Genomic DNA, 21,770 nt, shown 5'->3' with positions numbered 1-21,770 from the left:
CCAAGAAAAAAGTAGCTAAGAAGAAAGCCGCTACCCAGAAAGCCCAGGCTGCCAAGAAAAAAGTAGCTAAGAAGAAAGCCGCTACCCAGAAAGCCCAGGCTGCCAAGAAAAAAGTAGTCAAGAGAAAGCCGCTACCCAGAAAGCCCAGGCTGCCAAGAAAAAAGTAGCTAAGAAGAAAGCCGCTACCCAGAAAGCCCAGGCTGCAAAGAAAAAAGTAGCTAAGAAGAAAGCCGCTACCCAGAAAGCCCAGGCTGCAAAGAAAAAAGTAGCTAAGAAAAAAGCGTAAGTTGGTAATTGTATTCAACGTCTTCGCCGGAAGTTCTCCTCTTCATTCATCGCTTCCGGGATGACCGTCAACACCTAAACACCCGGTTTACCGGGTGTTTACTTCATGGGGATCGGATAATGCTACAACGCTACTCGTTCGAAATCGTATTGTCCTTTCTGCTTATTTGCGCACTGGTTATCGTACTGTTTTTTCTGTAAAGCAGACCACTGCTACACACTCCCTGTAACCCAACCCGCTGGAAGATAAATGACATCCACGCCGGTTTTCTTCGGCAGCCAAATTTTGAGACCGGTTCTACAATCATTCATGTTGCTGAACTTCTGATAAAGGCCTTTTACTGACATGCGCATATCAGCCTGGTTGTTATGTTCATTTGCGTTTCTTACCCCTGTGGCCTGGGCCACTTCCGATACCTCATCCGATACCACGGAAGAACAAAAAAAAGTGTTGTTCTTCAATCACGATGACCGCGACAGCGTGCCCGATACATCACAATGGCCCTGGCAGGCCATCGGGCAATTGGAAACCGCCAGCGGCAATCTGTGTACCGCCACGTTAATCTCCCCACACCTGGCGCTCACTGCAGGTCACTGCGTCGTTGCGCCGCCGGGCGGCGTACTGGATAAACCGGTTGCGCTGCGTTTTCTGTCCAGCCCTGACGGCTGGCGTTACGAAACGAATCACATCGAGGCGCTGACCAATCGTAAGCTGGCCCGGATGCTAAAGCCGGACGGTGACGGCTGGATTGTGCCCCCCGCAGCCGCCCCTTGGGATTTTGCGCTGATTCGACTGCAACACACACCACCCGGTATTACCCCAATATCCCTCTGGCCCGGCTCACAGGAAGAGCTCAAGGCAGCGTTGATTCAGAGGAAAAACCACGTCACACAAGCAGGATACCCTGAAGATCATCAGGATGAGCTTTACCGCCATCAGGATTGCCGGATTACCGGGTGGGTACAGAAAGAAGCCGTCATGGCCCATCGCTGCGATACGCTTCCCGGCGATAGCGGTTCGCCGCTGCTAATGAAAACCGCAGCAAGCTGGGTACTGATTGGCATTCAGAGTTCCGCGCCGGACGCCAGCGAACGCACATTGGCCGACAACCGTGCCGTGGTCGTCACCGCCATACGCCAACGACTGGACATATTGGCTAAAGCAAAACGCTGATTGACCTGCCGGTATTTTATGGAATACCGGCGACCCGCCTCCGCGCAAAATATTAAATTTTATAAAAATATCAATATGTTGATTTCAGCTCAAGGCATGAATCTACCCCAGTCTGTCTACCGCTGTGGTTAACGCTTCCCCCCTGAAAAACATCATGCTCATGGGCAGAGCCTGGCCCAACCAACCGGCAGGTTCCCAACCGATTATCGACATAGCGGGATGGGGACAGGCGCATCACCCTTTTTTGAACCATGACTGGGGTGAAACCGCACTCACAGCCTCCGCAACAAGTCCGCATACAATCTTATAACATAGTGATTGGTAAAGGCTTTGACGCTCCCTAATCATAAAGAACGATAAAATTGTGCTCTTCATAATGCCATTGGGATTGCGCTTGCAATGAAGCGATCCAGCGTCTGGAATCAGCCTTCCTATCTCTCTATAAACGAATGCTCTTAGAAAGATACCAATAAGTTACATTTTTGTTTTAGGGAGCATCATGTACGAATACTTGCAATTCTCACTCGGCGTTTTACCCCTCTTGGTCATGATTATTTTGATTCTGAAAATCAAAATGCCCATTCATCACGCTATCCTGCTGACGCTGGTGATCACGACCATTCTGAGCATGACGGTCTGGCATACGCCGCTACAAACCATAGGTTCAGCGATCGGATATGGGGTGATAAAAGGCCTATGGCCCATCGTTATTGTGATCCTGGGGGCGATTTACAGTTATAACCTGATGCTGGAAACACGCAGTATGGATGTGCTGCGTGATGTACTGGCCAGTATTAGCGATGACCGCCGGATTCAGGTGCTGTTGATTTCCTGGTGCTTTGGCGGTTTTCTTGAAGCCGCCGCTGGCTATGGTACTGCAGTGGCTATACCCATCGGCATTCTGATTGCCCTCGGGTTCAACCCGTTGAAAGCGGCCATCGCGTCTCTGGTGGCCAATACCGTCCCCACCGCATTTGGCGCAGTCGGTATCCCCGTCTCCATTCTGGCTGAACAGGTACACCTGCCGGTAACGACGCTGGGCGGCACCATTATTTTGCAACTGGCGCTGTTTAACATCCTGTTGCCTTTTGTGATCATCGCCATCATCGGCGACGGGGTGAAAGCGATCCGCGGCGTATTCGGCATCACTCTGGCGTGCGGTATTACTACGCTGATCCCGCAGTATTTCGTGGCTATCCATCTGGGCGCCGAACTGCCTGCGTTTGCGGGCAGCCTGGTCAGCCTGATCGTGGTCGCCGTGATGGGGCGGGCGCGCAAAGGGAAAACCGATCCTAACTATCTGATCCAGAATAACAAATCATCAGGTAGCTTGCCCTCAGGCCGTCATTTGCTCAATGCCTGCTCTATTTATATGCTGATTTTTACATTCATTCTGCTCTGCTCCCCGCTGTTTCCGGGCATCAAGCAAAGTCTGTCGCATATTACCTCGACGTTGTCCTTTCCACTGCCGGAAGGTAAAGCGCTGTCGTTAAAAATCGACTGGATTGCCACACCGGGCGTACTCATCATCATAGCCTCACTGATTGGCGGCTTTATTCAGGGGGCGTCGCTGGGAAGGATGCTGCACGTATTAGTGAATACGATCAAACAGTTGAAAAACTCGATTATCGCTATCACCGCCATCGTCGCCATGGCCACCATGATGGACGTCAGTGGGTTAATCGCTACGCTGGCGCAAACCATGGTGAACATGACCGGCGGCGCATATGTCTTTATTGCCCCGGTGATCGGTGCGCTGGGAACCTTCGTCACCGGCAGTGATACCAACTCCAACGTACTCTTTGGCAAGTTACAGACGATGGCTGCAGAAAAACTGCATATCGACCCTATCTGGCTGGCGGCGGCTAACACGTCGGGGGCCACCGGCGGGAAAATGATTTCCCCGCAGAGCATCGCCATTGCCGTATCGGCAACCCGCATGGATGGACAAGGCAGCGCCATCATGTCTGGCACATTGAAATACTGTACGGCCTACATTCTTATTCTCGGACTAAAAGTAGGATTGTTTTATTACCTGTTTATGTCCTGAAAAATATGCACTGCGCTATAACGCCTTACTATAAAAATCATTTTTACTTTATTGGAATTGGAGAGATGTCGTGAATGTTAACTTTTTTGTGACCTGCATCGGTGATGCGCTGAAATCGCGGATGGCGCGCGATTCCGTGTTACTGCTGGAACACTTAGGGTGTCAGGTGCATTTCCCAGAAAAACAAGGGTGTTGTGGTCAGCCAGCGCTCAACAGCGGATACGTTAAAGACGCGATACCTGGGATGAAAAACCTGATTATGGCGCTGGAGGAAAATGATGACCCAATCATTTCCCCAGCGGGCTCCTGCACTTACGCGATTAAAAGCTACCCAGCATTGTTTACGGACGATCCTGAGTGGGCGCAACGTGCCGCCAACGTCACCGCCCGAATGTGCGACCTGACCTCATTTATCGTCAACACGCTGGGAGTAGTGGATGTCGGCGCCCGGTTACACGGCAACGCGGTCTACCATCCGTCTTGTAGTCTGTTTCGTAAAATGGGCGTGAAAGAAGAACCGCTCACCCTTCTGAAACAGGTCGACGGATTGACGCTGTTGCCATTTCAGTCCCCGGAAACCTGCTGCGGTTTCGGTGGCACGTTCTCGGTAAAAATGGCGGAAATTTCCGGTGAGATGGTGAAAGAGAAAGTACACCACATTATGGCGGCCCAGCCGGATTACCTTATCGGCGCCGATGTGAGTTGTCTGCTGAATATCGCCGGACGCCTGCAACGCGAAGGGCATCCCGTCAAGGTGATGCATATCGCCGAAGTTTTGATGAGCCGCTGAGGAGATCCGCATGTTTTTAAAAACCAGTAACGTTGTTTTCAAAGCGCGCATCAAACAACAAATAGACAACCCGATTATGCGTAGTGCGGTCGCCAATGCGCAGGAACGCATCGGCGCCAACCGGCAGAAAATGGTCGATGAATTGGGAAATTGGGACGCATGGCGTGATCGCGCAAGCCAAATTCGCGAGCATGTGCTGGCCAACCTGGATGCGTACCTCTACCAACTGTCAGAGCGTGTCAGCGCAAACGGCGGCCAGGTTTTTTTCGCCAAGACCAAAGAGGATGCCACCCGTTACATCCTGCAAGTGGCGCAATCAAAGCAGGCGAAAAAGGTCGTCAAAGCCAAATCGATGGTGACGGAAGAGATCGGGATGAACCACGTCCTGCAAGAGGCCGGCATCCAGGTGATTGAAACCGACCTTGGCGAGTACATCCTCCAACTTGATGAGGATCCGCCTTCACACATTGTGGTGCCCGCCATCCATAAAGATCGCCACCAGATTCGGCGCGTACTGCATGAAAAATTGGGCTATGACGGGCCGGAAACCCCCGAAGCCATGACGCTGTTCATCCGCGAGAAGATCCGCCAGGATTTTTTGAGCGCCGAAATCGGCGTGACCGGTTGTAACTTCGCGGTTGCGGAAACGGGGTCGGTCTGTCTGGTGACGAACGAAGGCAACGCCCGTATGTGTACTACGTTACCGAAAACACATATCGCGGTAATGGGTATGGAGCGTATCGCCCCGACGTTTGAAGAAGTCGATGTGCTCATCACTATGTTGGCCCGTAGCGCAGTCGGCGCGCGCCTGACCGGGTACAACACATGGCTCACGGGGCCCCGCGAAGCCGACAATGTAGACGGCCCGGAAGAGTTCCATCTGGTGATTGTCGACAATGGCCGTTCCCAGCTGTTGGGTTCCCAGTTTCAAGACATATTGCGCTGTATTCGTTGCGGGGCATGTATGAATATCTGCCCCGCCTATCGCCATATTGGGGGGCACGGTTATGGTTCTATCTATCCCGGCCCTATCGGCGCCGTTATTTCACCCCTGCTGGGCGGGTACGATGATTTTAAAGATCTGCCTTACGCCTGTTCACTGTGCAGCGCCTGTGACAGCGTTTGTCCGGTAAAAATCCCGTTGTCCAAGCTGATACTGCAACACCGGCGCGTCATGGCGGAAAGCGGTATCACGCCGAAAGGCGAGCAACGCGCCATCAAACTGTTTACCTATGCCAACAGCCATCCTGGGTTATGGAAGGTCGGCATGATAGCCGGCGCCCATGCCGCAAAATGGTTCATCAAGGATGGGAAAATACCGATCTCGATTGGGGCGATCGGTGAATGGACCGAAGCCCGTGATTTACCGCAAGCCGACGGTGAAAGTTTCCGTTCCTGGTTTAAAAAACACAAAGCGCAGGGAAAACCATCATGAATAACAGAGACGAATTTTTAGCGGATATCGCCCATGCGCTCGGTCGGGATGTCCGTCATATCCCGGCGCCGCCACCGGTTCCGGCCAATGATTATGCGCATACCCGCCTCACGGAACTCGATGCGCAACAACGTTGCGACGCCTTCATTGATGTCGCGACCAATATTATGTTGGCGCACTGCGAATTGACCCACGCAGACAACGCCCCCGAGGCTGCGTTGCGTCTGTGCGAGCGCTATGGGCACGCCCCGGTGCTGATCAGCGGTGATGCGCGGCTGGCGGCGTTGGGTATCACGGCGCGACTTCAGGACGCTTACGACGCCGCCGTCTGGAATGCCGCTCAGGGCGAGGAAAACATCCGGCTGGCGGAGCAGGCGAAAGTGGGCGTGGTCTACGCAGAATACGGCTTAACCGAATCAGGCGGCGTCGTGTTGTTTTCTGCGCCAGAACGGGGTCGTGCCATCAGCCTACTGCCTGAATCATCGATTTTTGTCCTGCGCAAAAGCACTATTTTGCCGCGTGTCGCACAACTGGCGCGCCAACTGCACCAGATGGCCCAGCAGGGCATCCGCATGCCGTCCTGTATCAATCTGATCGGCGGCCCCAGCTCCACCGCCGACATTGAGCTCATTAAAGTGGTCGGGGTGCACGGCCCAGTGAATGCGGCTTATCTGATTATTGAAGACTGCTGAAAAAACAGCTCACATGTTTGAGGATGGAATCATAATGCGAGCGCCCGGCTCTCTCTCGAGGCCGGGCGCTCAGAATTACGCTTGTGCTGGCAGTGCCCTCCCTAGCGCAAAGAGATGGCCGCGCTGGGCGGCTATCCCTCAATATTCCCCATCGCCTGCATAATGCGTTTATCGGAAATGGGGTACGGTGTTCCCAACTGCTGAGCGAAATAGCTGACCCGCAACTCCTCCAGCATCCAGCGAATGGCGGTGACATCCTCGTCGTGACGACGCTCCGGGGGCAGTTTGTTCAACCATTGCCGCCATGCCTGCGTCACCTGATCCACTTTAAGCATCTGCGCCCGATCGCGATGAACATCCTGCGCCAGCTTATCCAACCGGCGTTCGATGGCCTGCAGATAACGCAGCACGTCCGGCAGACGCTTCCAGCCGTTCTCGGTGACAAACCCGCGGAACACCAACCCGCTCATCTGCGCTTTGATATCGCTTAACGCCAGGGCCAGCGCCATATCTACCCGCCCTTTTAGCCGTTTGTTAATGGCGAATACCGTTGTCAGAATCTGCTCCACCTGGCGGGCTATCACCACCACGGTTTCATTCAGCTCCGCACGTACTTGCTCGTGTAACTGACGAAACGCCGCCTCCTGCCATACCGGGCCGCCATGCTCCTCCATCAGCTTGTCCACCCCGCAGGAAATGCAGTCGTCGATCAGTTCCATCACTTTGCCGTAAGGGTTGAAATACAAACCCAGCTTGGCTTTGTTCGGCAATTTTTCATGCAGATATTTGATTGGCGAGGGAATATTCAACAGCAGCAGGCGGCGCTGCCCGCGCCACATCATCTGACGTTGCTGATGCGGCGAATCGAACAACCGAATGGCCACGCTCTCTTTTTCGTCTACCAGCGCCGGATAGGCTTTCACCGAATAACCGCCCCGCTTCTGCTCATAGCAATCCGGCAGATCGCCAAAGCTCCAGATGTGCAAATCGCGCTGCTCGATGCCGTCATCCGCCACCGCGGACAGCGTCTGCTGGACGTTATCCTGCAGCTGTTCTTTCAATTCGCGCAGGTTTTTGCCTTCCCGCAGCGTCTTCTGTTTTTCGTCCACTACGCGGAAGGTGATTTTAAGATGATCGGGTACCTGATCCCATTGCCAAGCCTCCCGGTCGATCGTGACGCCGGTCATAAGCCGTAATTCACGCTCCAGCGCATCCAGCAGGCCCTTCTGCTGCGGCGTCACCCGGGCCAGAAACGCTTCAGCATAGTTGGGCGCCGGCACAAAATTGCGGCGAACGGGCTTCGGCAACGATTTAATCAACGCAATAATCAGCTCGCGACGTATGCCCGGGATCTGCCATTCAAACCCTTCCTCCACAACCTGATTCAGAATCGGTAACGGAATATGCACGGTGACGCCATCAGCATCGGTACCTGGCTCAAACTGGTAGGTCAGACGCAGGCGCACATCACCCTGCTGCCAGAAATTGGGATAGTCCAGCGCACTGACGCGCGCGGCGCCTTCCTTGATCAGCATGCCTTTTTCAAAATTCAGCAGATCAGGCTGGGACTTGCCGGTGAGCGTCCACCAGCTGTCAAAATGTCGGGAAGAGACGATTTCATGCGGAATGCGCTGATCGTAGAACGCAAACAGCGTTTCATCATCCACCAGAATATCCCGCCGCCGGGACTTGTGTTCCAGTTCTTCCACCTCCGAACGCAGCCGGAGATTGGCGCGGAAAAACGCATGCGTGGTTTGCCAGTCGCCTTCCACCAGCGCATGTCGGATAAACAGTTCCCGTGAGACGACCGGGTCGATCGTTCCGTAGTTGACCTTACGCGCCGCCACCAGCGGCAAACCGTACAACGTCACCTTTTCCTGCGCCATCACCGCCCCCTGCGCTTTCTCCCAATGGGGGTCGCTATAGCTACGGCGGATCAAATGCTGCGACAGGGGTTCCACCCACTCCGGCTCGATACGCGCCGCCACTCGCCCCCACAGTCGACTGGTTTCAACCAGCTCGGCCACCATGGCCCACTTGGGCGGTTTTTTGAATAACCCAGAGCCGGGAAAAATAGCGAACCTGGTATTGCGGGCACCGCTGAATTCCTGTTTTTCCACATCTTTCTGGCCAATATGCGACAACAGGCCGGTCAGCAAGGCGCAATGGAGGCTGCGGTAATCCGTCGGTTCGCTGTTGACCGGGAACCCCAGTTCTTTCACCACCTGACGCAATTGGGTGTAAACATCCTGCCATTCGCGCACACGCAGGTAATTGAGAAAATCGTTGCGACACAACCGGCGAAACTGGGTGGACGACAGCGCTTTTTGTTGTTCCTGCAGGTAATCCCACAACTTAACGAACGCCAAAAAGTCAGATTCTTTGTCGGTAAAGCGCCGGTGTTTCTCGTCCGACGCTTGTTTTTTCTCCGCCGGACGCTCGCGCGGATCCTGGATCGACAACGCAGCGGTGATAATCATCACTTCGCGCACACAAGAGGTATTGCGCGCTTCCAGCACCATTCTTGCCAGCCGGGGATCAATCGGCAACTGCGCCAATTGCCGCCCCTGCGGCGTTAGCCGGTAATAGTCGCTGTCTCCGGTCTGGAGCGCGCCCAGTTCTTCCAGCAGACGCACGCCGTCCTGAATATTGCGCTTGTCCGGCGCCTCGACAAACGGGAACGCGGAGATATCGCCAAGCCCGAGCGCCGTCATCTGCAAAATGACCGACGCCAGATTGGTGCGCAGAATCTCCGGGTCGGTAAACTCTGGGCGGGAAAGGAAATCCGCTTCGGAATAGAGACGAATACAAATCCCCGCCGCGACACGGCCGCAACGGCCTTTGCGCTGGTTGGCGGAAGCTTGGGAAATCGGCTCGATCGGCAGGCGCTGCACCTTGGTTCGGTAGCTGTAGCGGCTGATGCGCGCAGTGCCCGGATCGATGACGTAACGGATGCCGGGCACCGTCAACGACGTTTCCGCAACATTGGTCGCCAGCACAATGCGGCGGCCATGGTGCGACTGAAATACCCGGTTCTGTTCCTGACTGGAGAGGCGCGCATACAGCGGCAATATTTCGGTATGGCGCAAATCCTGCTTGCTCAACGCATCGGCGGTATCGCGAATTTCCCGCTCGCCGCTCATGAACACCAGAATATCGCCCGGCCCTTCGTGACAGATCTCATCCACCGCATCCAGTATCGCCTGCAGTTGATCGCGATCGCTGTCGTCTTCCGTATCGACGACCGGACGATAGCGCACGTCCACCGGATAGGTACGGCCGGAAACTTCAACGATCGGTGCATTGCTGAAATGCCGGGAAAAGCGTTGCGGGTCGATGGTTGCGGAAGTGATGATGACTTTCAGATCCGGTCGACGCGGCAGCAATTGCTTCAAGTAACCAAGGATAAAATCGATGTTCAGGCTACGCTCGTGCGCCTCATCGATAATGAGGGTGTCGTACTGCATCAACAGCCGATCCTGCTGGATTTCCGCCAGCAGGATACCGTCGGTCATCAGTTTGACCAGCGTGTTGTCACCCACTTGATCGTTAAAACGCACTTTGTAGCCGACCGCGCCGCCGGGTTCACACGCCAGCTCCTCGGCGATACGATTCGCCACGCTGCGCGCCGCCAGCCGCCGCGGCTGGGTATGGCCGATCAGCCCGCGCACGCCGCGTCCCAGCTCCAGGCACATTTTGGGCAATTGGGTGGTTTTGCCGGAACCGGTCTCCCCCGCGACAATCACCACCTGATGGTCGCGTATCGCCGCCAGAATAGCCTCTCGCTTCTGGCTGACCGGCAGCGTGTCTGGATAACTGATGGCCGGCAACGATGCGCGACGTCGCTCCACTCGTTGACGCGCACCGGCGATTTCTTCCCCGATTTCCAGAGCAATCGCCGCTTGCGCCTGAGGTTTATTCACCTTCATTGCGCCCTGCAACCGACGGCGCAGACGTTGCTGATCGCGCAGCATCAGCTCATCGAGTTGCGCCTGTAATGTATGGAGAGGTGATGTCACGGTGTGGTTCCTTACTGTCTTAGCGGGGGCGAATCGTCTGGCCGCCGCCCCAAATTCTGCGGCGGGCATGGTATCACACAGCGCATTGCCGCCATAAATATTCACATCCGCATCATTCAATAAAATCGAATAATGCTCTCGAAATATTGCGCTATCCCGTTGTTAGCTCAGCCCTTAAGATGCTCCCATCCGGCGATAATCGTCGTTCCGACACCCTTCAACACGGAGTTGACAATGAGCAAAGTATTGGTTCTGAAATCCAGCATTCTGGCCGATTTTTCCCAGTCCAACCAACTGGCCGAACATTTCACCGCCGCCTGGCAGACCGCACACCCGAACGACAGCATCACCGTTCGCGATCTGGCCGCACAGCCGGTACCGGTACTGGATGGCGAACTGGTCGGCGCGCTGCGCCCATCCGACAGCCCGCTGACGCCGCGTCAACAGGACGCGCTGGCGCTGTCCGATACATTGATCGCCGAGCTGCAGGCGCATGACATCATTGTGCTGGCCGCACCGATGTATAACTTCAACATTCCGACCCAGTTGAAAAACTATTTCGATTTTATCGCCCGTGCCGGCGTGACGTTCCGTTACACCGAACAGGGCCCGGAAGGTCTGGTGAAAGGTAAACGCGCGCTGGTGCTGACTACTCGCGGTGGCATCCACAAAGATTCGCCGAGCGACCTGCTGGAACCTTACCTGCGCCTGTTCCTGGGCTTTATCGGCATCAGCGATGTGGAATTCGTCTTCGCCGAAGGCTTCGGCTACGGCCCGGATGTCGCGCAGAAAGCGCAAGAAAGCGCCAAAACCCAGCTGGCGCAATTGGCTTCCGCCTGATATCGCCTGCATTGCCGCCCGTACCCGTCTACCCTCCGGCTACGGGCTCGACCTGGCTCTTCTCTTTTGCCTTGTGCTTTTGGCTCTATTTACGCGCTCTTTGGGGCGCGTTTTTTATGGCCGACGCCCCAGCAGGCTAATGCCGGGTATCATTAAAACATGTGCCGGCGTTTTTCACTGCGGTACTGCCTCGGCCCTGCTACCCACCACCGTGATTGATTCTGACGTTTTTTATTCGCAGACCTGTCGAATTTATCAGCCGTCCATACTTTGCGTTTGTCGATGCCGTCATTTTCACTGCAATCCCGACAAACACTGCATATTTCCTCACCATTTGGTTCACATTTCCCCGCAAAATGCATACATAGCGATTACCTGACTGTGATAAAATTTTTACATAGACGTAGCAATCATGATGACTCTCAGGGGAGACCGGCTTAATCAAATGTCGCAAGCCGCCTAAAACGCCTGAACCTGCAGATTCATCAGATACGTCGCCGATTCAATAGGGATTCGTCATACCTCTGCTTACGAGAAAAAGGATGCTCCATGCGTCAGAATTACCCTGTCAGCCAACATCAATATCCGCTGGATAACAAAATCAAACTGATGTCGGTCACTACGCCCGACAGCCACATCACCTATGCCAATACCGATTTCATCACAGTCAGCGGCTATCAGCCGGATGAGCTGATGGGGCAGCCGCATAATCTGATCCGACATCCCGATATGCCGCCCGTCGCCTTTGCTGATATGTGGAACACCTTGAAAGAAGGCAAAATCTGGACCGGCATCGTCAAAAACCGCCGCAAAAACGGTGATCATTACTGGGTGAAATCCAGCACGACGTCATTGAAAAAAGAGGGGCGGCTCATTGGCTATATGTCGGTGCGTACACCCGCATCCGCCGATGAAATCAGCCATGCCGAAGCACTGTATGCCCAGGTGAACGACGGCCAGTTGAAGTACCGGGGGTTTCACAATGGGTTACTGGTGTACACCGGCCCGTTAAAATGGCTCAGCCTGTTCAAAACGATGCCGCTGCGCTGGCGCATCCGCAGTTACGCCCTATTATTGGGGCTGTTGCCGTTGGCCATGACGTTGATATTGTTGCCGAAAACGTTGACGGTCTGGGGCGCGTTCACCCTGCTTGCCGCCTGCGCCGGCTTGCTCTGCGAATTGCTGGTGCAGCATGTGGCTCGCCCGGTAGAACAGATCCTGGAACAGGCGATGCTATCCGCCACGGGGCAGACGGATAGCCTGCGGCAACTCAATCGTGCCGATGAAATCGGTATGTTGATGCGAGCCGTTAACCAATCCGGCATGAATTTCCGCACTTTCGTCGATGACGTCAATCTCAATTTGCAGGAGTTGAAAACCGCCTGCGGCGAGATCGCGCAGGGCAACCAGATTCTGGCCGACTGCTGTGAAAAAACCGAAGATAGCCTGCAGCAGACGGCTTCATCGGTCGAGCAACTCACCTCCACCATCAAAAGCAATGCCGACGCATCGCTGCGCGCTTCTCAATACGCGCAAGACGTCAATCAGGTGGTTAATGCCGGCGAACAGGCTGTTTCCGAGGTGGCAAGCACCATGGATACCATCACCCGCGCCAGCGAGCGAATCACCGACATCATCAGCGTGCTGGATAATCTCTCGTTCCAAACCAACATTCTGGCGGTGAACGCGGCGGTGGAAGCGGCGCATGCGGGCGAACAAGGGAAAAGCTTCGCCGTGGTTGCCAGCGAAGTTCGCTCGCTGGCGCAGCGTAGCGCGTCATCAGCCAAGGATATCGCCGCGCTTATCGATAACACCCTGTCCAGCATCCGGATTGGCGACCAGCAGGTTTCCCATACCAATCAGTCGATGAGCAATATTCTGATCAAGGTGCAAGAGGTGACTCGACTGATGAACGAAATCAGCCAGGCGACACGCGAGCAGGCTCAGGGGCTCAACCAGATCAACGATGCGGTCACTCGTATCGACGAACTCACGCACCAGAATACGGCGTTGGCCAGCCAGTCCAATTCTGCAACCAGCCATTTGCAGCAGCAGATTGCCAGCATGGCGCAGGCAGTGTCCGTCTTTAGTTCGCCGCACTAACCACCGCCCCGCCTACCGCGCTGTTCACTATCCAAAAGCCGGGCGATACAACGCCCGGCTTCACACTGACAAGAGCACATCTGTTCCTCATATCGTGTTGATTGATTATTGCCGGGTTAATGGTTCGTCTGTTCATGAATTTCTGTTAGCTTAACAGCAGAATATTGAGGAGAAACAATCATGAAGCTGGCGATTTACAGTACCAAGCAGTATGACCGTAAATATCTGGAACAGGTGAACCAACAATTTGGCTATGAACTGGAGTTTTTCGATTTCATGCTCAGCCCACGTACCGCCAAGATGGCTGCCGGCTGTGATGCCGTCTGCATTTTTGTCAATGATGACGGCGGTCGCGAAGTTCTGACGGAGCTGGCTGCCATGGGTATAAAAACGCTGGCATTACGCTGTGCGGGGTTTAACAACGTCGATTTGGCGGCAGCATCCGAACTGGGTGTGCACATCGTACACGTACCTGCTTATTCGCCGGAAGCCGTCGCCGAACATGCAGTCGGCATGATGATGAGCCTGAACCGACGGATACATCGCGCCTATCAACGTACCCGTGACGCCAACTTCTCGCTGGAAGGGCTGATCGGCTTCAATATGCATCAGCGCACCGCCGGTATTATTGGTACCGGCAAAATCGGTATCGCAGCACTGCGAATTCTGAAAGGCTTCGGGATGAACCTGCTGGCGTTTGACCCCTACCCAAACCCACAGGTACTAGAGCTGGGCGCCCGGTATGTTGACCTGAAAACGCTGTACGCCAGTGCGGATATTATTTCCCTACATTGCCCGCTGACGCCGGAAAACCATCATCTGCTCAATCAGGATGCTTTCGCCCAGATGAAAGATGGCGTCATGATTATCAACACCAGCCGCGGCGGACTGATTGATTCTCAGGCCGCCATCGATGCGCTGAAACAGCAAAAAATCGGTTCATTAGGAATGGATGTTTATGAGAATGAACGTGATTTGTTCTTCAACGATAAATCCAACGATGTGATTCAGGATGATGTTTTCCGCCGACTCTCCGCATGCCACAACGTGTTATTCACCGGGCACCAGGCCTTTTTGACCGAAGAAGCGTTGACCAGCATTTCGTTAACCACACTGGAGAATATTCGCCAGATCAGCGAAGGTAAATCGTGCCCTAATCGGCTTAATCCCTAACTCTGGTTGGTCGACGGCAACGCCGTCGACCATTGCCGCCGAACCTGACGACTCAGCGGGTTTCAGCTTGCCGGGCACGTCCCTTTCAGCAGTGCATTTTCATCGCAACGTTTGCCATTCGCCAGCAGACAGGTGCCGATTAAGGCGCCGTTTAACTGCCGAGCGCTCCCCATTCGCCCTCCCGCCAACATACAGTTCACCTCCGCAGGCGAGGTGTTGGCCGGCCCGCTTAAGTTCCCCTGCGACGCAACAGGCGTCACACTGCCGGCGCTATCCGAATCCTGATGACGGCTACAACCGCCCAACGTCAGAACAATGCCTACCATAAGCCATGTTAATGTTTTCATTGTGTAAATCGGCCTTTGTGCTGTGTGTAATTGTTCGAAATTTGGTTTACCGCTTTATCACTACCGATGACATCATCGTCTCATCAGGGGACGACACCGTAGTGAACACCCCTCGCCCATTGCCCGATGTCGCAACACCAGGCCCCCTGCTTAGGCCCGCCCCGCTCGCTCGTAATCAGGATCATGCAACGACAGCGTGGCGGGAAATTCCAGCATCGGCGCTTGTCCCACTAGGGTGTATCACTACCAGACATTACCGATCCTCAAGGCTCATATCGACCCGGATATCATCCGTCAGTCGCAACACCGCCTTCTTATCTTCGGTGACATGCACCGTCCGGCGTGCGATAGGGAACTCTTTAAGCTTGTCGCCTTCAATAACATACCTGGAACCAACCTTATGATAACGCGGCGACAATAAGTAACTGACGGTTCCGTAATAGGTTATCTGATATCCGCCGTCAGCAGCTTCCGCGCGATAGTTCAGTGCAATCTTCGGCATTGACGCCTTATAAGTTCCACGAATTTCATCCTGATGCTCCAGGCTGGAAGTCAGGTAGATCGTGTGATTCCAGGCCAGGCTATCATCCAGCGAGTGGGTATCGTTGTAGGCCATATAGTAAGGGGAGGTGAAAGAAGCGTTCAGGTACGTTGTTTTGAAACTGAACAATGAACACCCAGACAACAATGTTGTGGCCGCCAGGACCAGAAACCGTTTCTTCATTATTTGTATCTCTTCTCTCCGTCAGCCATGAGGGTTACGACCGGCGAATCCCCATCCGCCGCGCCTATTTTTCCATAGTTTCGGCAAGAATACATTTATCCTTTTAACCACAACCACATCTTGAGTCTTGCTACCCTGCCCCGCTATCACCACCGGCGCTACCCTGTCGCCGCTCGCCACTGATCAATGGCAAGCCATATTGATAAAATGCATCAGCAGGATTACCAAAATAAAACTGAGGCTATTTTTATTCATGCCATCCCTGAAGCACAATACAATATCAGGAAATATATCTTTTCGATTAACTTACATTAAAATTGTATTTACTTACATTACGAACTGAATATTTTCATACCATACTTCATTTATGACATGTCATTGTTACAGGCCATCGTAATTTAAAGAAAAAAAGCCCCTTTCCAGCATGCTGAATTATTTATTCTTCAATAAAGGCGTAAAGAAAAAATATTCCGATCCGATAACTGAATGATGTTTGACAATCGAGCTGCTCATAGCACCGGATACTGAACTTCTTCATCAGGGCACTGGGGGATAAATGAAAAATAATTTCGTCACGCAACAGGATAATAATCTTAATCATATTCCCCCTGTGCTGGAAAAAATAGCGACGCGGTTTGCTTATGTTACACAACACAACGAATCATTTACGTTATCAATGTTATCCAGCCCTTATATTTTGGGAAAAGTGACATTACAAGATTATGAGGCGCTCCTGGTGTACTACCCGTTCCTGCACCGCCTGACCATCAACATGAGCACCGCTGACTACACTATCCGGCTGGTGGCAACTTATCTGGAAATTGAAAAGCTTTACCGCAAAGGCATTGTTCTTCCAGACGCACTTTTGCAGCATTTATATCAATAAGGCAAGGCGTTGACGATCCCGTTGTAGCAAAACAGCCCATATCAGGAATAACGCATGACTCGTGAGAGATATTTTTCGGGCATGCGCTCAATATATCCGACTCGACCACCTTCACTTTTTCGACGCTCTCGTTGTCTAAAAGTTATTCATATTCCGGATGGTTTTTATAAAGGATGAAACAAATAGCAGAGTGAAATCGGGCGTAACTGTTGATATTTAGGAACGACTGTTGTTGCCCATCCTTTGTGGCTACACCCCATCCGGTAATTTGGCACGCATCATCTCTTTTCGATCGAGCCGAACACCATCCACAATAAACGTACCGTCACCAACTGCATGAAGCATCTTCTTTTCCATACGCGCCTCATCAATATACGCCGCCAGCCCATCGAGCACGATAATGTTGTAGCGTTCAATAATATCGGCCACCCGACATTCAATATTTGCCAGACATTCCCCGATCAACGGTGCCCGCACCTGTCGCCCCGGTAACGGAGTCAGATTAAATTGATGGAATTTGTCCGTATCCTGCCCAGAACACATACCGATGCCGACGACGGTATCTATCATGTCGACGGTGGGAATGGAAATGACGCACTCTCTTGACGTCTGAAGCGCCGCATAAGAGTAGTTCCAGGGCCCGGTTGTTATGGCAAACGATGCCGAAAACCCCAGCACCATGGTCCAGGTAATGGTCATAACATTATTTCGCTGACCATCGTTGGTAGTCACCAGAATGACCGGCCCCGACTCGAGCAACGTAAAGACTTTCCCCAGCGGAAGATCCTGCATACGCGCCTCCTCTTTCAACCAACCATCTGAGTATAGCCCTGCGGCCCCATCCCCTTTGCTTCGCCGAATAACCACGGCAAGGACGAACACCCATGCGCACTGTTGAACTGCGACCAGCAATAAACATGCAGGCATTCAGTGCTGTAATCCATGCCCAACACGCCTGGCCCGATATATCGTCTTTCAGACAATGCGCTGAACGCATCGGGCTGGGTACGAAACACGTCACTGGCGTTAACTTCAGGGGAAAAGGGGCGAATACAATGAACAACGTTCGGATTGGCGCGCGTAATGGTAAACTCGCTCCTTGAATACACGTTTTCTATGCTGCCCAGACCGGCAAAACACGACCACGAGTAACGATTAAATGCAAGAAAGTCATAACCTTAATCAAAAACAACAATACAACCTCAACAAGTTGCAAAAGCGTCTGCGCCGCAATGTGGGCGAGGCTATCGCCGATTTTTCGATGATCGAGGACGGCGACCGGGTGATGGTGTGCCTTTCCGGCGGGAAAGACAGCTACACCATGCTGGAAATTCTGCGAAACCTGCAGCAGAGCGCGCCGATTTCTTTTTCGCTGATCGCAGTCAACCTGGATCAGAAGCAGCCCGGATTTCCTGGGCATGTGCTGCCGAACTATCTGGATAGCATCGGCATCGAATACAAGATTGTCGAAGAAAATACTTACGGCATCGTAAAAGAGAAAATCCCCGAGGGGAAAACAACCTGTTCACTGTGCTCTCGCCTACGGCGTGGCATTCTGTACCGTACCGCAACGGAGCTGGGTGCGACTAAAATCGCGCTAGGCCACCATCGCGACGACATCTTGCAAACGCTGTTCCTCAATATGTTCTATGGCGGAAAGCTGAAAGGCATGCCGCCGAAGCTAATGAGCGACGACGGCAAACATGTGGTGATTCGGCCGCTGGCTTATTGCCGCGAGAAAGACATTGAACGCTTTGCCGAAGCCAGACAGTTCCCGATTATTCCTTGTAACCTGTGTGGCTCCCAGCCCAACCTACAGCGACAGGTGATTAAGGATATGCTGCGCGACTGGGATAAACGCTATCCGGGGCGGATCGAAACCATGTTCAGCGCGATGCAGAGCGTTGTGCCTTCTCATCTCTGCGATACCAACCTGTTCGATTTTAAATCCATTCGTCATGGCGGCGAGGTGGTGGACGGCGGCGACCTGGCTTTCGATCGCGAAGAGTTGCCGTTGCAGCCGGTAGGCTGGCGCCAGGATGAGGAGGAAGATGAAATTCACCGTCCGCTGGAGCGCCTGGACGTGTTGGAAATCAAATAGTTCCTGTCGGGCCACAATCTCTGTGGCCCCATGTACCCCGTGCCGCATACAGGTCGGCCGGGGATGCCGTTCCCGTCGGCAAATTTCAGACAAAAAAAAGCCGACAAAACGTCGGCATGGTGTGAATCAATTGTGCTATGCAGTAATTCAAAAAAGGAAGTAAGACAATATGGAGCGCAACGCCCATCGCTTGACGTTGCATTCACCTGCGGGAGGGATAGTGCCGCAAGCATGTCTCGGAAATGTTGATATTGCTCAATATTAACAATGGTTTTTTGGGTACCCCGGAATTGCGTGATGGATTACACAATAATACCCTCCCCCCCCCTCACAACCATTTACTACGCCTTAACCACCACGCAACCCCGCCAATCAACAGAATCAACATCAAACAAAATACGGCAAAGCCTAGTGCGCTTCCCGCCCCGGGTATCCCGCCCAGATTGACGCCGAACAATCCGGTAAGGAATGTGGTAGGTAAAAACAGCATCGCCAACATCGACATCGTATACGTGCGACGATTCATGGCATCGGTCATTAGCGAGGTAATCTCATCGGCGATCACCGCAGTTCTGGCGATACTGGCGTCAAGATCGTCCAACCCTCGACCGAGCCGCTCGGCAATCTCCTGCATGCGTCGCCGATCATCGTCATGCATCCAGGCCAGTTTCTCCCCGGACAAACGCGAGAAGATGTCACGCTGCGGCGTCATATACCGCCGCAATACGATCAACTGCTTACGAATCAACGCCAACGCCCCGCGAGGAGGGATTTGTTGCTCCAGCAAGGCGTCTTCCAGATCGATTATCTTCTCGTGCAATTCATCGATAAACTCGCTGGTATCATCCGTCAGCGCTTCAGCGATAGACACCAGCCAGCTGCTGCTGTCGGTTGGACCGTTCCCTTCCTTCAGATCCTGCATCACCGCGTCAATCGCCGCAACTTTGCGGCGTCGCGTAGAAACTATCAGCCGATCGGTGACAAACACGCGCATCGCCACCAATTGATCCGGCCGAGCGTCATCATTGTAGTTAATGCTGCGTAATGTAATCAGCGTCCCGTCCCCCAGACGCGCCACCCTGGGCCGCGCACTCTCTCCAGCCAGCGCCGCACGAACGCTATCCGGCAACAACCCCGTTTCATTCAGCCAACGGGCACTGTTCGGCTGATTGGAATCCAGGTGCAGCCAACATGGCGAAGCACTGTGCGCCCCCAAAGGCGCCATGCCGCCTTTGCCGTCCAGTTGACAGGCAATCACGGCCCCGGTATTAGCCAACATACTGATTTCATTCTCTTGCACGCAATTCCCTCCGGGAGGATCTACTGTCTATTTATCTTAACGACAATACTTATGGCGGCAACCCGGTAACGGAGAATTAAGCGCAGTCCCATCAATAAGAAAGATAACGATATCCCTGCCGCTCAGTGCGTATAAACCTATACGCCGACGGTATGGGTTATATCGCCATGAGAGGCGTCAGCTTGTTAAAGAATAGGCCCTGAAGCATGCCGACCGACCGTGGTTACCAACCGCAATCGACTAGGCTATGTCCATTAAAACTTAACAACCGCTTCAGAAATAACCTGATCGCCCCCCAGCTTTAGCATATGTAGATAGTTTCTGGCTGTTTTTTTCCGAGCGGGTCGCAGTACAGCGGTTTTCTTTTTGTATCGCAAAGCAACGTTTCCGCATACCGGCTTTCGTGGGCTTGTCCACCGCTCAGACAACACATCCGCGGTAATTCCGTTCCATTTGTCGCCAAATGGATTTTAGTGCCAAAACCGCCGCGAGAGTGACCCAGCCCATGGTTCCTCACATTCATCGGGATGTTTTTTCGCACCGGCCGCAGCTTTCAGGGCACAAACGTTACTGCCATCCAACGCGATAACATCCCGGTCAATCAGCGCTTTTTCATCCAAGATCTGGAGTAATTTATTGAAAATACTGTTCATTACTCCCGCTTTAGACCACCGGTTAAAGCGGTTGTAAATAGTTTCCCATTGACCACAACGATCAGGTAAATCCCGCCTCGGCGCGCCAGAGGTAATAACTGGCTTATGAGAAGGCATGCTTGCGACACAGCTCCGCACGGCTTCGCGCTGATCTGTGCTTCGGTGAATTGCTTATTCACATCCAATCTCCTTGTCGTGGGTGATTGGACTCTAAAGGCACGTGCGACTCAATACCGCGGAGACATCGTCAGTTTCACGTTATAGATGGAATTCTAACGGCGCTTATGACGTTTTCCCGCTTTATGACGAGGACGTATACTCGCAAGCTGTTTAATCGCATCCGCTTTAGTAATAGGACGCCCACACATCCCGCAACTGACACCAGTAAAATTGGTGTTAAAGTCAAAGTTGGTTGGACGTGTGATTTGATCACTACCGCAAACAGGACAACAAATGTTAAATGTAATACCCATTTTTATAACAACTCTTATATATTTCTATTAGATAGATAGTTAATGATAAGCTTCTTTTCTGAACGAAATTCGGCGACTATATGCGATAAATGCAAGCATACTCTGTAATTTATTAATCAATATTTCAGAATATAAAGCGTATGGCTGTATGCCACATCCTCGGCATTGGTAATGGGATATCCCTTTACCCAAGGTTTAATCAGTCGCCCATTCGTGTATTGATAAATAGGCGCAATCGGCGCTTCTTCAGCAATAACCTGTTCTGCTTTATTGTAATCATCGTTCAGCGCTTTTTTATCCGTCTGATTAGCCGCTTCCTCCATCAGGCGGTCATATCCCGGGTTTTTGAAACGGGCAATATTGCCGCTGTGCGTCGACGTCAACAATGACAAAAATGTAGAAGGTTCGTTGTAGTCGCCAATCCAGGACGCCCGCACCACATCAAAATTGCCGCTGTTCCGGCTATCGATATAGGTTTTCCATTCCTGATTAACCAGTTTTACATCCACACCCAGCTTCTTCTTCCACATGGAAGCGATCGCAATCGCAATCTTCTGGTGCACTTCCTGCATATTGTACAGCAAGGTTAATGTCAATGGTTTCGATGGCCCGTACCCGGCAGCCGTCATCAGCGCTTTAGCTTGCGCATCAAGTTCAGCTTGCGAATACTGCTGCAGTACAATCGGCACCGGTTTAAACCCGGCAGTGACATCCGGTGTAAAACG

Annotated in this window: 19 protein-coding genes and 1 pseudogene; 10 read left to right on the top strand and 10 right to left on the bottom strand. The window is 52.9% G+C overall.

Annotated features, from left to right (window positions below; translation table 11 throughout):
• Positions 1-304 (bottom strand): hypothetical protein (locus DPA2511_RS23690; protein ID WP_196805858.1); only part of this gene is annotated, 304 nt, incomplete at its 3' end.
• A 327-nt stretch (positions 305-631) separates the two neighbouring features.
• Here DPA2511_RS23690 and DPA2511_RS09035 point away from each other — a divergent pair.
• The 5 genes from DPA2511_RS09035 (at position 632) to DPA2511_RS09015 (ending at position 6,426) form a co-directional block, all read left to right on the top strand.
• Positions 632-1,459, top strand: coding sequence for a trypsin-like serine peptidase (locus tag DPA2511_RS09035; protein ID WP_012765364.1), 828 nt, complete (start codon positions 632-634; stop codon positions 1,457-1,459).
• 499 nt (positions 1,460-1,958) lie between these two features.
• Positions 1,959-3,509: an L-lactate permease gene (locus tag DPA2511_RS09030; protein ID WP_012765363.1), complete on the top strand. Its 1,551-nt coding sequence runs from the start codon at positions 1,959-1,961 to the stop codon at positions 3,507-3,509.
• Between the two features lie 70 nt (positions 3,510-3,579).
• The gene (locus tag DPA2511_RS09025) at positions 3,580-4,299 is read left to right on the top strand and encodes a (Fe-S)-binding protein (RefSeq protein WP_012765362.1); all 720 of its coding nucleotides are present in this window, start codon (positions 3,580-3,582) and stop codon (positions 4,297-4,299) included.
• Positions 4,300-4,309: 10 nt separating this feature from the next.
• Complete coding sequence (locus DPA2511_RS09020) at positions 4,310-5,734, top strand: LutB/LldF family L-lactate oxidation iron-sulfur protein (protein WP_012765361.1); 1,425 nt, start codon at positions 4,310-4,312, stop codon at positions 5,732-5,734.
• Positions 5,731-6,426 carry a LutC/YkgG family protein gene (locus DPA2511_RS09015; RefSeq protein ID WP_012765360.1) on the top strand — a complete coding sequence of 232 codons (696 nt, stop codon included), beginning with the start codon at positions 5,731-5,733 and terminating at the stop codon, positions 6,424-6,426. Before DPA2511_RS09020 ends, DPA2511_RS09015 begins: the two co-directional genes overlap by 4 nt.
• Positions 6,427-6,557: 131 nt before the next feature.
• Here the strand turns inward: DPA2511_RS09015 and hrpA are convergent, their stop codons facing one another.
• Positions 6,558-10,445, bottom strand: coding sequence for an ATP-dependent RNA helicase HrpA (hrpA, locus tag DPA2511_RS09010; RefSeq protein ID WP_012765359.1), 3,888 nt, complete (start codon positions 10,443-10,445; stop codon positions 6,558-6,560).
• Positions 10,446-10,679: 234 nt separating this feature from the next.
• On the opposite strand from hrpA, the gene DPA2511_RS09005 reads away from it, so the two are divergent.
• The 3 genes from DPA2511_RS09005 to DPA2511_RS08995 all read left to right on the top strand — a co-directional run bounded on the left by DPA2511_RS09005 (position 10,680) and on the right by DPA2511_RS08995 (position 14,561).
• Entirely contained in the window at positions 10,680-11,285 is a 606-nt protein-coding gene (locus DPA2511_RS09005; RefSeq protein WP_012765358.1) for an FMN-dependent NADH-azoreductase, read from the top strand.
• A 549-nt stretch (positions 11,286-11,834) separates the two neighbouring features.
• Positions 11,835-13,388, top strand: a complete 1,554-nt coding sequence (locus DPA2511_RS09000; protein ID WP_012765357.1) for a methyl-accepting chemotaxis protein — start codon at positions 11,835-11,837, stop codon at positions 13,386-13,388.
• A 180-nt stretch (positions 13,389-13,568) separates the two neighbouring features.
• Positions 13,569-14,561 carry a 2-hydroxyacid dehydrogenase gene (locus DPA2511_RS08995; protein ID WP_012765356.1) on the top strand — a complete coding sequence of 331 codons (993 nt, stop codon included), beginning with the start codon at positions 13,569-13,571 and terminating at the stop codon, positions 14,559-14,561.
• A gap of 62 nt (positions 14,562-14,623) precedes the next feature.
• On the opposite strand, the gene DPA2511_RS08990 is transcribed toward DPA2511_RS08995, so the two are convergent.
• The gene (locus DPA2511_RS08990; RefSeq protein ID WP_012765355.1) at positions 14,624-14,908 is read right to left on the bottom strand and encodes a putative hemolysin; all 285 of its coding nucleotides are present in this window, start codon (positions 14,906-14,908) and stop codon (positions 14,624-14,626) included.
• A gap of 253 nt (positions 14,909-15,161) precedes the next feature.
• Complete coding sequence (locus tag DPA2511_RS08985; protein ID WP_012765354.1) at positions 15,162-15,632, bottom strand: hypothetical protein; 471 nt, start codon at positions 15,630-15,632, stop codon at positions 15,162-15,164.
• Between the two features lie 556 nt (positions 15,633-16,188).
• On the opposite strand from DPA2511_RS08985, the gene DPA2511_RS21410 reads away from it, so the two are divergent.
• On the top strand, positions 16,189-16,518 hold the full coding sequence (locus DPA2511_RS21410) for a hypothetical protein (protein WP_012765353.1): 330 nt from the start codon (positions 16,189-16,191) through the stop codon (positions 16,516-16,518).
• Positions 16,519-16,767: 249 nt separating this feature from the next.
• On the opposite strand, the gene DPA2511_RS08975 is transcribed toward DPA2511_RS21410, so the two are convergent.
• Together DPA2511_RS08975 and DPA2511_RS23420 are read right to left on the bottom strand one after the other, a co-directional pair.
• Positions 16,768-17,310: a flavin reductase family protein gene (locus tag DPA2511_RS08975; protein WP_012765352.1), complete on the bottom strand. Its 543-nt coding sequence runs from the start codon at positions 17,308-17,310 to the stop codon at positions 16,768-16,770.
• Positions 17,311-17,324: 14 nt separating this feature from the next.
• Positions 17,325-17,462: a hypothetical protein gene (locus DPA2511_RS23420; RefSeq protein WP_153247091.1), complete on the bottom strand. Its 138-nt coding sequence runs from the start codon at positions 17,460-17,462 to the stop codon at positions 17,325-17,327.
• Between the two features lie 215 nt (positions 17,463-17,677).
• Between DPA2511_RS23420 and ttcA the strand changes: the two genes are divergently transcribed.
• The gene (gene ttcA / locus DPA2511_RS08970; RefSeq protein WP_012765351.1) at positions 17,678-18,619 is read left to right on the top strand and encodes a tRNA 2-thiocytidine(32) synthetase TtcA; all 942 of its coding nucleotides are present in this window, start codon (positions 17,678-17,680) and stop codon (positions 18,617-18,619) included.
• A gap of 328 nt (positions 18,620-18,947) precedes the next feature.
• Here ttcA and zntB read toward each other — a convergent pair whose 3' ends face one another.
• The 4 genes and pseudogenes from zntB to DPA2511_RS22775 form a co-directional block, all read right to left on the bottom strand.
• Positions 18,948-19,898, bottom strand: coding sequence for a zinc transporter ZntB (gene zntB / locus DPA2511_RS08965; protein ID WP_035050123.1), 951 nt, complete (start codon positions 19,896-19,898; stop codon positions 18,948-18,950).
• A 397-nt stretch (positions 19,899-20,295) separates the two neighbouring features.
• Positions 20,296-20,671 (bottom strand): annotated as a pseudogene (locus DPA2511_RS23685) (transposase); the annotation flags it as partial.
• A 173-nt stretch (positions 20,672-20,844) separates the two neighbouring features.
• A complete protein-coding gene (locus DPA2511_RS24335; RefSeq protein ID WP_420873513.1) occupies positions 20,845-21,045 on the bottom strand; it encodes an ECs_2282 family putative zinc-binding protein in 201 nt (66 codons plus the stop codon).
• A 116-nt stretch (positions 21,046-21,161) separates the two neighbouring features.
• The coding region (locus DPA2511_RS22775) for an ABC transporter substrate-binding protein (RefSeq protein ID WP_023638268.1) at positions 21,162-21,770 on the bottom strand (609 nt) is incomplete at its 5' end.

Origin of the sequence: Musicola paradisiaca NCPPB 2511, from assembly GCF_000400505.1 — a bacterium.
GTDB lineage: Bacteria > Pseudomonadota > Gammaproteobacteria > Enterobacterales > Enterobacteriaceae > Musicola > Musicola paradisiaca.
This window is presented reverse-complemented; position numbering and strand designations above follow the sequence as displayed.